The organism is Actinoplanes sp. NPDC051411 (assembly GCF_040682075.1).
GTDB lineage: Bacteria > Actinomycetota > Actinomycetes > Mycobacteriales > Micromonosporaceae > Actinoplanes.
Window position 1 is genome coordinate 1 of the sequence record NZ_JBFBAD010000109.1, and the last position, 12,206, is coordinate 12,206.

Consider the following 12,206-nt stretch of genomic DNA (forward strand, 5'->3'; position numbering starts at 1 on the left):
GCGCGGCGGGGGTGGGGGGGGGCGCCAGGCGGCATTGCCTTTGCGTCGCGGGGGCGGGCGGGGTCCCCGGCCCGGCCGCACCGGACCGGTTACTGGACCGTGGCCAGGATGGCGTTGACCTGTTTCTCCGCGTCGGCGAGCAGCTTCGTGACGTCGGCGTCCGGCTTGGTGAGGACGCTTGCCATGGCCGGATCGAGTACGGCGTAGATCTTCTGGGCGTCCGGCGGCTCCAGCTTCAGCGGGATGGTCGCCTGGGTCGCGACGAACGGGGCGAAATTCTGGGTCGGGACGTTGGCGTACTTCTTGTTGGCGGCGATGTACGTCTGCTCGGCGGCGCCGGTGAAGATGTCCGGCTCGGGCAGGCCGACCGGCTGCTTGTTCCTGGCGTCGCGTTCCTTGCCGGCCTCGATGCGGGCGGGGTCGGCGTGCCGGAACAGCACCCACGCCATGGCGGCCTTGATCTGCGCGGGCGTGCTCTTCGGGCTGAACATGTAGCCGCCGCCACCACCGAGGGCGCCCTGTCCGCCCGGGACGGGGCCGAAGCCGTAGTCCTCGGTCCGGCCCTTGTACTGGGACACGATGGTCGGGATGTTGTCGGCGGTCGCCAGGTACATGCCGAGCTTGCCCGCACCCATCTGCTGGAGCAGGTCGGCCCATTCCAGAAGCTGGCGTTCACCCATCGACTTGTCGACGAAGCGCATGTCGTGCAACTGCTGCAGGATGGCCTTGCCGGTGTCGTTGTTGAACGACGCGGTCCACTTGCCGTCGGCGCCCTGGGTCGCCACGTCACCGCCGCGGGTGTACATCTCGGCGGTGAAGTGCCAGCCGCCGGTGTTGTTCTTGCTGTAGTCGCCGTAGCCGTTGATCCCGTTCCCCAGCGCGGCGACCTTCCTGGCGTCCTCGCGGACCTCGTCCCAGGTGGCCGGCGGTTTGTCGGGATCGAGGCCGGCCCGGGTGAACAGTGCCCGGTTGTAGACCAGGCCCATCGTGTAGTTGCCCTCGGGAAGGCCGTACGTCTTGCCCTTGCCGTCGCCGAACACCCGCACCAGATTCGGCTTGATCTGCTGGATGTCCGGGAATTCCTTCAGGTATGGCGTGATGTCGGCGACCTGCCGGCGGGCGATCAGCCCGGCCGGGTCGGTGAAGTAGACGTAGAAGGCGTTCTCCAACTGGCCGCCGGCGAGCTTGGCCGAGAAGGTCGCCGGATCCATCTTGCCCTCTTTGGGGTCGATCTTGATGTCCGGGTGGATCTTCTCGAACGCGGCGACGTCGTCGAGGAAGTTCTGGCGCTGGAGCTTCTCGGTCGCGGGCGGCATGTTGTTGACGGTGATCGTCACCGGTCCGTCCGACTTCGCCGTCTGGTCGCCTGAACCGCAGGCGGTGAGCGTCAGGGCGAGGCCGGCCGTGACCGCGACGGACGAGAGGAGACGGCGTCTGGGGAGCGTGGTCATCGCTGCTCCTGAGTTTCTCGGGAGGTGGGGGCTGGTGGCGTGGACCACAAGCTAGGGCCACCCGCAACGAGTGCGCAATGGATCGACAAAAACCTGTAAGAAACATCGAATCGAGCGCAAAATATCTGGCAAAGTATCGTCAGGACGATGACCTTGGCTACGCTCCCGCCATGACACGGAAGATCGCCGAGGTGGCCTCGAAGGTCGGCGTCAGCGAGGCCACCGTCAGCCGGGTGCTCAACAGCAAGCCCGGCGTCTCGGCCGCCACCCGCCAAGCGGTGCTGACCGCCCTCGATGTCCTGGGCTACGAGCGGCCCACCAAGCTGCGGGGTGCTCGTGCGCGGCTGGTCGGCATGGTGCTGCCCGAACTGCAGAACCCGATCTTCCCGGCCCTGGCCGAGGCGGTCGGCGGAGCGTTGGTGCAGCTCGGCTTCACCCCGGTCATGTGCACTCGTACCGTCGGCGGCCTGACCGAGGCCGAGTACGCGACGATGCTCGTCGACCAGCAGGTCTCCGGGGTCGTCTTCTGCGGCGGGCTGACCGAGAAGGAACACGAACAGCTGCTGAGCCGGCGGGTTCCGGTGGTGATGCTCAACGCCGCCAACTCCTACCCCGGATTCCCCCGGGTGTCGACGGACGACATCGCGGCCGTGCAGATGGCCTACCGGCATCTGACCTCGCTCGGCCACCGCCGGATCGGGCTCCTGGTCGGGCCGGAGGGTCACGAGCCCTCGCACCGCAAGGTCGCGGCATTCCGCGAGCTCACCGCCCGCTCCGAGGGAGCCGTCTCCGGGCTGATCTCGCACGCGATGTTCTCCTTCGAGGGCGGTCACGCCGCCGCCACCGACCTCATCGAGGCGGGCGCCACCGGACTGATCTGCGGCAGCGACGTTCTCGCTCTCGGCGTGACCCGCGCGGCCCGCCGGGTCGGCAAGCGCGTGCCCGAGGACGTCTCGGTCGTCGGCTTCGACGACTCGGCCTTCATGAACTACGCGGACCCGCCGCTCACCACGCTGCGCCAGCCGATCGAGTCGATGGCCCGGGCGGCGGTCACCCTGCTCGTCAACCAGATCGGCAGCCGGACGACCACCACCGCCCCCAAGGAGTTGCTGCACGAGCCGGAACTCGTCGTGCGGGGCTCCACCGGCCCGGCGCCGGTCGCTCCCGACTCCGGGACAGTCCGATGACGTACCGGGAATGCTTCGGAAATCACGTAAAAAGCGGAGGTTTGCCGGTCCGACTTTCCGATCACGGTTCGGCGGGACGCCGTCGACCGGGACGTTTAGTCAGGTCAGCAAGCCGATCGCATTCTTGTTGAATTTCCGACAACCGATGTGTGGCTAAATTTCGCAAGATCATCTACTTCTTGCGGCTCCGCTGTGACCCGGGCTACTGTCCCGCCCCAATCCCCCATTCGGGCACAAGTCCCCATTGGAGTCCCCATGCGGAACATCCCCCGTGGCAGACCTCTCGCGGTCGCCGTCGCCACCGCAACCCTGATCGCAGCGGCTCTCACCGGCATCGCGGTGACCGGCCCGGCCTCGGCCGCCACCCTGGTCTACGAGGCTGAGAACGGCACTCTCTCCGGAGGGGCGTCGGTCGCCGCCGACCACGCCGGCTACGCCGGATCCGGTTTCGTCGGCGGCTACGTCGACGCCAACAAAGGCAAGGCGCGGACCAGCTTTGCCGTGACGGCGCCGGGTCAGCAGACCCTTGCCCTGCGGTACGCCAACGGGACGGGCTCGGCGCAGACCCTGTCGCTGTACGTCAACGGCGCGAAGGCCCGGCAGGTCTCGCTGCCCGCCACCGCGAACTGGGACAGCTGGGCGACGGCCAGCGCGACCGTGTCCCTCACCACCGGCTCCACCACGGTCGCCTACGCCTTCGACACCACCGACTCCGGCAACGTGAACATCGACGAACTGACCGTCACGCCGGTCGCCGCCACCCCGGCCGGACAGCTGGAAGCCGAATCGGCGACGCTCACCGGCGGCACGTCGGTCCAGACCGATCACACCGGCTACACCGGAACCGGCTTCGTCGGCGGCTACACCGACGGCAACAAGGGCAACGCCGCCACTACCTTCGCGGTCAGTTCGACGGCGGCCGGTGCCGCTCCACTGACCTTGCGGTACGCGAACGGAACCGGCTCGGCCCAGACCCTGTCGCTGTACGTCAACGGCGCGAAGGTCCAGCAGGTCCCGCTGCCCGCCACCGCGAACTGGGACACCTGGGCGACGCAGACCGTCACCGCGTCCCTTGCCGCGGGCGCCGACACCGCCACGGTCAAGTTCGACGCGACCGACTCCGGAAACGTCAATCTCGACAACCTCACCGTCGGCGCCGTGACCCCGCCGACGACTCCGCCGACGTCCCCGCCTCCGGGTTCCGGCGGTCCGAGTGCCGAGGCCGAAACGAGCTTCTACTCCGGTGGCCCGGCCGTCAGCACGTCCGTCGGCGGATATTCCGGCAGCGGCCACCTCACCGGCTTCACCGCCACCGGCGCCCGGGTCGTCTTCACCGCGAACCTCCCGTCGGCCGGCACCCGCACCGCGACCCTGCGCTACAGCAACACCAGCGGCTCCATCGGAACCCTGTCGGTCTACGCCAACGGCGTGAAGGCCGGCCAGGTCAGCCTGCCGTCCGGCACCGGGTGGAAGACCGCCGGCACCGACCTGGCCCTGCGAGCCGGACTCAACACCGTCACCTACCAGCACGACGCCGCCGACAACGGAAACGTGGCCATCGACCGGATCGACGTCGCCGGCGCGCAGGCCCTGGCCGACCGCGGCGCGACCCTGCCCTACACCGAATACGAGGCCGAGAGCGGCGCCACCAACGGAACCGTCCTCGCCGCCGACCGCACCTACAAGACCCTCGCGTCGGAGTCGTCCGGCCGCCGCGCCGTCCAGCTCACCGCCACCGGGTCGTACGTCCAGTTCACCCTGACCAAGCCGGCCAACGCGCTCACCGTGCGGTATTCCATCCCGGACAACGCGGCCGGCACCGGGACCGACGCGTCGTTGTCGCTCTACGCCAATGGCGCCCAGGTCAAGGACCTCGCGCTGACCTCGCGGTACTCGTGGGTCTACGGCGACTACCCGTACAACAACAACCCGGCCAACGGGAACGCCCACCGCTTCTACGACGAGGCCCGCACCCTGATCGGCGACTGGCCGGCCGGGACCGTACTGAAGCTGCAGAAGGACGCGGGCGACACCGCCTCGGCGTACACCATCGACCTGGTGGACGCGGAGCAGGCCACCGCCGAGGCCATGCCGGCCGGCTTCGTCTCCGCCGCCGCCTCCGGCGCGACGCCGGGCGACTCGACCGACGACACCGGCGCCCTCACCAGCGCGATCAACGCCGCCCGGTCGGCCGGCCAGGGCCTCTGGATCCCGTCCGGCACCTACACGATCTCCGCCCGGATCAACGTGCAGGGCGTCACGATCCGCGGCGCCGGACCCTGGTACACGATCCTCAAGGGCGTGAACGGCAAGGGCGGCTTCTTCGCCACCGGCGGCAACGTCCAGATCACCGACCTCGCAGTCTCCGGCGACTCCACCGTCCGCAACGACGGCGGGGACGACGCCGCCTTCGAGGGCAACTTCGGCACCGGCTCACTACTGCAGAACATTCTGGTCTTCCACTCCAAGGTCGGGCTGTGGGCCGACAACGGCACCGACGGCCTCTACGTGGTCGCCGCCCGCATCCGCGACACGTACGCCGACGGCGTCAACCTGCATGGAAACGTCCGGAACACCCGCATCGACCAGTCCTCGGTCCGCAACACCGGCGACGACGCCCTGGCCATGTGGTCCGACGGAGCCGCGGTGACCAACTCGGCCTTCACCGCCAACACCCTCCAGCTGCCCATGCTGGCGAACACCGCCGCCATCTACGGCGGCACCGGCAACCGGATCACCGACAACCTGATGTACGACACCGTGACCGCCTCCGCGGGGATCGCGGTCGGCACCCGGTTCAACCCCGTCCCGCTGTCCGGAACCACGGTCGTCGCCCGCAACACCCTCACCCGGACCGGCGGCTACGAGCCCAACTGGGGCAGCCGGCTGGGCGCGCTCTGGATCTACGCCGACACCGCCGACATCACCAGCCCGATCCAGGTCACCGACACGGTCATCAAGGACAGCACCTACATGGGCATCCTGATGAGCTACGGCCGGACCATCACCGGCACGACGTTCTCCGACGTCACCGTGGAGAACACCGGCACCTACGGGATCGTCATCGACAGCATCTCCGGCAGTGCCACCTTCACCAACACCAAGGTCAGCGGCACTCCGTCCGGTGGCCTCAGCAACGGCGGTACCACCTTCACCGTCATTCGCGGCGCCGGCAACTCCGGCTTCTGACCCGCGGCACGGTCCGGGGGCCGGCGGTCATCGCCGAGCCCTCTGGCCGTCACGCCTTGATCCGCATGGGCTGAGTCAGCCCTGCCTCCGGAGGGCGGCGGCGAACGCGGTCAGGAACTCGTCGACCTCGTCGTCGCCCCAGATCAGCGGGGGGCGGATCTTGAGGGTGTCATTGCCGTAGCCGGTGGTGCCGACCAGCACGCCGGCGTCGCGGAGGGCCTCGGCGAAGGCGGGCGCCGACGGGCCCAGCTGGACGCCGACCATCAGGCCGGGGCCGCGGACGGCCACCGCCGACGGGACCAGGTCGGTCAGGGCCGCCCGCAGGGTCGCGCCGACGTGGCCGCTGCGTTCGACCAGGCCGGCGTCCTCGATCACGTCGAGGACGGCCAGGGCGGCCGCGCAGGAGACCGGGTTGCCGGCGAAGGTGGAGAAGTACTCGTCGTCGGCGGCGAAGCGGTCGGCGATCTCGCGGCGGGTGATCAAGGCCGCCACCGGGTGCCCGTTGCCCATCGGCTTGCCCAGGGTGACGATGTCGGGGGCGAGCCCGAAGTCCTGGAAGCGCCACAGGTGGGAGCCGCCCCGGCCGAAGCCGGCCTGCACCTCGTCGGCCAGGAAGAGGCCGCCGGCCGCCCACGTCTCGGCGACCAGGGCGGGCAGGTAGTCGGTGGCCGGTTCGAGGATGCCGCCGGCGCTGAACACGGTGTCGACGGCCAGTAGCGCGAGCTCGTGGTCGTGCCGGTGCAGCTCGGCCCGCGCGTCGCGCACCCCAGCGACCGCGGCCGCGGCGTCGGCCGGGCGCCCGTCGGACAGCGGCAGGGGTGGGCGGAACACCGCCACGTGGCGAGGCCGGGCGGCGGGCGGGTAGGTGTTGGTCGACATCGCCGCGGTTGCCGCGCTCACCCCGTGGTAGGCCCGGTCGGCGACCGCGGCGCCCGTGTGGCCGGTGTACAGGGTCGCCATGCGCCAGGCCAGGTCGTTGGCCTCGCTGCCCGAGTTGGCGAACACGCAGGTGTCGAGTTCGGGCGGCATGCTCGCGAGCAGGCGTTCGGCCAGTTCGACCGCGTGCGGGTGCAGGTAGCGCGAGTTGATGTTCAGGATCGCCGACTGGCGGGAGATCGCCTGCACGACGGCCGGATGGGCGTGCCCGACCACCGGCACGTTGTTGTACGCGTCGAGGTAGCGGCGCCCGTCGGCGGCGTAGAGGTGCGCGCCGGCGGCCCGGGTGACCTGGATCGGCGTGCGGTAGAACAGCGGCGACAACGTCGTGCCCATGACCGCCTCGCGGCGTGGCCGCAGGTCCTTTCGCTCCAAGCCGTCGGAAACCAGACGGGCGGTGCCGCAGATGCGGTGGAAGCGGTCGGCGAGAGGCGGTCCCGACAGCTGGTCGAGGACGCGCAGGTTGCCCGCGTCGTAGACGGTCACGTACTCCTGGTTGCCGGGGTGCAGCGCCGCCAGCCCGGCCCCCATCAGCAGGCCCAGCGTCGCCCGGGCGAGCACCAGTTCGCCGAGCAGCGCGACCTCGGCCGGCTCGAGCGGGGTGATGCGCTGGTAGCCGTCGAGGAAGTCGCGCACGGCTCGCCACGGGTCGGCCGACTCCCGGAGGAGCCCGCACAGCGACACCGCCAGGTCGGCCGCTCGGGCGGTGTGGTGCAGGTCGCCGAAGTCGATCACGCCGGTGACCGTTCCGGTCTTGTCGACGAGCACGTTCGCCGGGGTCAGGTCGCCGTGCATCACCCCGGCGGGCAGGTCGCGGGTGGCCGCGCGCAGGTCGCCGAGCCGGTCGAGGAGCGATTCGACCCGGGCCCGGATCGCCGCGTCCGCGATCAGCGCGAGCGACGGCGCCCGGTCGGGGAGGTCGCGCAGGTCCCAGTCGATGGCCCGGGCCACCGCCGGGTGGATGAAGCCGCGCAGCGCCCGGCCCACGCGGGCACTCGTGGCGCCGAACTCCCCGGCGAAGCGGGGCGGCAGCGGCACCTGGTCGGCCGGGGTGCCCGGCACCACCGTGATCAGCCGGACCAGGTGCTCGCGTCCGTCGGCGCCGCGGGCCGGCACCTGGTCGGGTGGGCAGATCCGCGGCACGACCAGGGACGGGTCGGCGAGCTCGAGGTGCTGCATCGCCGCGATCTCCATGGCGACCACGACCGGATCCTCGGCCGAGTGCGACACCTTGAGCACCCACCGGCGTCCGTCCTCGGCCCGGAGCAGGAAGTTGCGGTCCCGTTCGGCCGGCAACGGCTCGGCCCGGACGGTGAGGCCGAAGTGCTCGGCCGCGATGGCCACCGCGGCGCCGGCGTCGACGGCCGGGGCGGGTTCGAGCAGAACGGGGGACAGCGCTACCGGCTCCATGTTCGTCCTCTCCACATCGAAGTTCCGGGCAGTCGTACGGCCGCCCGGGCCGGGTCGGACCCGCGCAGCACGATCGATCGGACGGGGGCCAGATAGTCGCCGGGCACGCCGTTCCCGACCCGGAACGGATGGTCGTGCCCGGGGTAGATGACGTCGGCGAGGTCGGCGACGCGGCGCAGCGACCGGTCGGCGGCGTCCGGGTCGTGGCGCGCGACCGTGCAGCGGCCGGTCCGCAGCGCGTGGGCGGACGAGACGGCGTCGCCGGTCAGCACGGCTAGACCGTCGTCGGTGGCGACCGCGAGGCCGATCGATCCGGCGGTGTGCCCGGGCAGTGCCAGCACGGTGACGCCCGATGCCGGCTCGTCGCCGTCGCGTACCAGCCGGGTGCGGAGGCCGGCCAGCGTGGCCGGGGTCCAGGACGGGGTCACCGGGTCGCCGGGTTCGGGCGCGTCGAGGTCCTGTTGGGCGTAGATCAGGGATCGGGTGAAGACGTCGACGTTCTGGACGTGGTCCCAGTGGCCGTGCGAGAGCACCACCACGTCGATGTCGGCCGGCGAGAGCCCGCGCCCGGCCAGGGCGCGCAGCAGGGCGCGGCGGCGGCCGGCGTGCCCGGTGTCGAACACCAGCCGCCACGGTCCGGGCGCCTCGACCAGGTAGACGCCGCAGAAGCCGAGGCTGCCCTCCTCGGGCGACGAGTACGAGTAGCCCCGCAGCAGGATCGACACCTTCGCGGTCACGACTCACCGACCAGGGTGCGGTAGACGAACGGGAGGATGCCGCCACTGCGGTAGTACTCGGCCTCGCGGGCGGTGTCGATGCGTACGGTCACGTCGAACTCGATCGGCGGAGCGCCGTTGCGGCGGGCGCACACCGTCAATGTGGATCGAGGCTGGTCGAGGGCCGCGTCGACGCCGATCAGGTCGAACGTCTCGGCCCCGTCCAGTCCGAGCTTGGCGGCGTTGTCACCCTCCTGGAACTGCAGCGGCAGCACGCCGAGCTGCACCAGGTTGCCGCGGTGGATGCGCTCGAACGAGCAGGCGATGACCGCGCGCACGCCGAGCAGCGCGGTGACCTTGGCGGCCCAGTCGCGCGAGGAACCGCCGCCGTAGTCCTCTCCGGCGAGCACCAGCAGCGGCGTGCCGGCGCGGGCGTAGTGGCCGGCGGCGACGTGGATCGGGGTGAGCGTGCCGCCGGCCGTGAAGTCGGCCGTACGCCCGCCGGAGCCGAGGCCGCTGTCCAGTCGCGGGTTGGTGAACCCGCCCCGGATCATCACCTCCCAGTTGCCCCGGCGAGCGGCGTATGTGTTCAGGTCGGCCGGTGCGACGCCCCGGGAAGTCAGATAGTTCCCGGCCTCGCTGTGCCGCGGGATCCGCCCGGCCGGACTGATGTGGTCGGTCGTCACCGAGTCGCCGAGCAGGAGCAGTACGCGCGAGGCAAGGATGTCGCCGGCCGCCCGGGCACGATCGAGGAACGGTGGTCGGCGCAGGTAGGTGGAGTCCGGCGACCACTCGTACCTCAAGCCGGAGGGAGCGGGCACCGCCGACCAGTGCTCGTCGCCCTCGAACAGGTCCGCGTACGACTCGGTGTACATGGCCGGTTTGATCGCGCCGGCCGTGATCGAGGCGATCTCCGCGTCGTCCGGCCAGATGTCGGCCAGGTGCACCGGCTCGCCCGCGTCGTCGAATCCCAGCGGGTCGTGCAGCAGGTCGACCTCCATCGACCCGGCCAACGCGTACGCGACCACGAGCGGCGGCGAGGCGAGGTAGTTGAGGGACACGTCGTTGTTGATCCGGCCGTCGAAGTTGCGGTTGCCGGACAACACCGACACCACCCGTACGCCGTGATCGCGAACCGCCTCGGCGACCGTGGGCAGCAGCGGCCCGGAGTTGCCGATGCAGGTCATGCAGCCGAGGCCGACGAGCTGGAAGCCGAGCTCGTCGAGGTAGGGGCTGAGGCCGGCCGCGTCGAGATAGTCGACGACGGCACGGGAGCCGGGGGCCAGACTCGTCTTCACCCACGGCTTCGCCTTGAGCCCGCGGCGCCGCGCGTTGCGGGCCAGCAGACCGGCGCCGATCATCACCTGCGGGTTGGACGTGTTCGTGCACGAGGTGATCGCGGCGATCGCGACCGCCCCGTCGGCGACCGGGCTCTCCGACTCGCGTGCGGGCAGGGCGGCCAGCATCGTCCGGAAGGAACTGGCCGCCTCGGCCAGCGGCACCCGGTCCTGCGGCCGCCGCGGACCGGCGATGGCCGTCTCGACCACGCCGAGATCGATGTGGACGACCGAGTCGTAGTCGGGCCGGAACCCGGGGTCGTGCCACAGCCCCTGTTCCTTGCAGTAGCGCTCGACCGCGTCGACGTGGCCGGGGGAGCGGCCGGTGAAGCGCAGGTAGTCCAGCGTCAGGTCGTCGATCGGGAACATCGCGGTCGTCGCCCCGGCCTCCGGCGCCATGTTGGCGATGGTCGCCCGGGTCGCGACCGGCAACCGGGCCGCGCCGGGCCCGACGAACTCGACGAAACTGCCGACCACCCCGTGCCGGCGCAGCACCTGGGTGATGGTGAGGACGAGGTCGGTGGCGGTCACCCCCGGCGCGAGCTCGCCGTCGAGAACCACCCCGACGACCGGAGGCACGGTCATGGTGATCGGCTGGCCCAACAGGGCCGCTTCCGCTTCGATTCCGCCGACGCCCCAGGCGAGTACGCCGAGCGCGTTCACCATCGTCGTATGGGAATCGGTGCCCGCGCACGTGTCGGGGTAGGCCCAGCCGTCGCGGCTCTCGACCACGCGGGCCAGCCGCTCGAGGTTGATCTGGTGCATGATCCCGTGGCCGGGCGGGACGATCCGGAAGCCGTCGAGCGTCGTGCCCCACTTGAGGAACTCGTAGCGTTCGGCGTTGCGCGTGTATTCGAATTCGGTGTTGCGCCGCCAGGCGCCGGAGTGACCGGACACGTCGGTCGCGATCGAGTGGTCGACGGTGAGCTCGGCCGGGATGCTCGGGTTGACCGTCGCCGGGTCGTGGCCGGCGGCGGCCACGGCGTCCCGCAGCGCGGCCAGGTCGGCCAGCACGGGCACGCCGTTGGTGTCGTGCAGGAACGCGCGCGAGGGGTGGAAGGCGAGGTCACCGTGTGCGCGGGGCTGGGCGAGCGATCGGATGCGTTCCGCGGTGACGAGCCGGCCGTCCTCGTGGCGGAGCAGATTCTCGATTACGATCTTCAGGCTCACCGGCCGGGCGTCCGCCCCGGGGACGCGATCGAGCCGGTGGATGCGATGGTCGCGCCCGTCGAGTTCCAGCCGCGCCAGACTGTCGAAGCTGTCCACGTATGATCCTATAGGCTATAGAAGGGGGAACTTCGTGGATCGCGTGCCGCCGGTGCTCACCAAGAACGCCTACGTCTACGAGCAGGTGCGCCGCCGGATCATGTCGGGTGAGCTGGCCCAGGGGCAGACGATCCAGCAGGCGCAGCTCGCGGCCGAGCTGGGGGTAAGCACGACTCCGATGCGAGAGGCACTGCGCCGCCTCGGCGCCGAGGGCCTGGTCACGATCGACGCCCACCGCGACGCGCGGGTCGCCACCCTGACCGCGGCCGAGGCGCAAAACCTGGCCGAGGTGCGGGAAAACCTGGACCCCTTGGCGGCGATGCTGGCGGCCACCCGCCGCACGGACGCCGACTCCGCCCGCATCCTGACCGCGGCGTCGCAACTGCAGCCGCTGGCCGGTGAGCCGAGCCTGGCCGCGCTCGAGGCCCACCGGGCGTTCCACCGCGCGGTCTATGCGGCGTCGCACAACGAGCTGCTGGTGGGGCTGCTCGAAGGGCTGTGGGACAAGGCCGACCGCTACCGCGCGGTGGGCCTGGCGACCGAACGGGACTCGGCGGCCGAACGCGAACGGGTGCAGACCGAGCACACACGGATCGCCGCGGCGGTGATCGCCGGTGACGTGGCGGAGGCGCAGGCGGTGATGCTCCGGCACGTCGGGCGCAGTCTGGTGCGGCGGGCGATCGACGAGCTCGACTGACCAACGGCCGTCCACAG

Annotated in this window: 7 protein-coding genes; 3 read left to right on the top strand and 4 right to left on the bottom strand. The window is 71.0% G+C overall.

What is annotated here, in order from left to right; genetic code table 11:
* Positions 1 to 89: 89 nt before the first annotated feature.
* Positions 90 to 1,451, bottom strand: a complete 1,362-nt coding sequence (locus tag AB0M88_RS40245) for an extracellular solute-binding protein (protein WP_364111139.1) — start codon at positions 1,449 to 1,451, stop codon at positions 90 to 92.
* A 170-nt stretch (positions 1,452 to 1,621) separates the two neighbouring features.
* On the opposite strand from AB0M88_RS40245, the gene AB0M88_RS40250 reads away from it, so the two are divergent.
* Together AB0M88_RS40250 and AB0M88_RS40255 are read left to right on the top strand one after the other, a co-directional pair.
* Complete coding sequence (locus tag AB0M88_RS40250) at positions 1,622 to 2,638, top strand: LacI family DNA-binding transcriptional regulator (protein WP_364111141.1); 1,017 nt, start codon at positions 1,622 to 1,624, stop codon at positions 2,636 to 2,638.
* Positions 2,639 to 2,893: 255 nt separating this feature from the next.
* Positions 2,894 to 5,827 (top strand): CBM35 domain-containing protein, encoded by a 2,934-nt coding sequence (locus tag AB0M88_RS40255; protein WP_364111143.1) that lies wholly within the window; start codon positions 2,894 to 2,896, stop codon positions 5,825 to 5,827.
* Positions 5,828 to 5,902: 75 nt separating this feature from the next.
* On the opposite strand, the gene AB0M88_RS40260 is transcribed toward AB0M88_RS40255, so the two are convergent.
* From AB0M88_RS40260 to acnA, 3 genes are read right to left on the bottom strand one after another with little or no spacing between them, the layout of a single operon-like run.
* Entirely contained in the window at positions 5,903 to 8,173 is a 2,271-nt protein-coding gene (locus AB0M88_RS40260) for an aminotransferase class III-fold pyridoxal phosphate-dependent enzyme (protein WP_364111145.1), read from the bottom strand.
* Complete coding sequence (locus AB0M88_RS40265; protein WP_364111147.1) at positions 8,161 to 8,910, bottom strand: MBL fold metallo-hydrolase; 750 nt, start codon at positions 8,908 to 8,910, stop codon at positions 8,161 to 8,163. Before AB0M88_RS40265 ends, AB0M88_RS40260 begins: the two co-directional genes overlap by 13 nt.
* Positions 8,907 to 11,492, bottom strand: a complete 2,586-nt coding sequence (acnA, locus tag AB0M88_RS40270) for an aconitate hydratase AcnA (RefSeq protein WP_364111149.1) — start codon at positions 11,490 to 11,492, stop codon at positions 8,907 to 8,909. Before acnA ends, AB0M88_RS40265 begins: the two co-directional genes overlap by 4 nt.
* A 34-nt stretch (positions 11,493 to 11,526) precedes the next feature.
* Here acnA and AB0M88_RS40275 point away from each other — a divergent pair, with 34 nt between their 5' ends.
* Positions 11,527 to 12,189, top strand: a complete 663-nt coding sequence (locus AB0M88_RS40275) for a GntR family transcriptional regulator (RefSeq protein ID WP_364111151.1) — start codon at positions 11,527 to 11,529, stop codon at positions 12,187 to 12,189.
* The last annotated feature ends 17 nt before the right edge of the window (positions 12,190 to 12,206 follow it).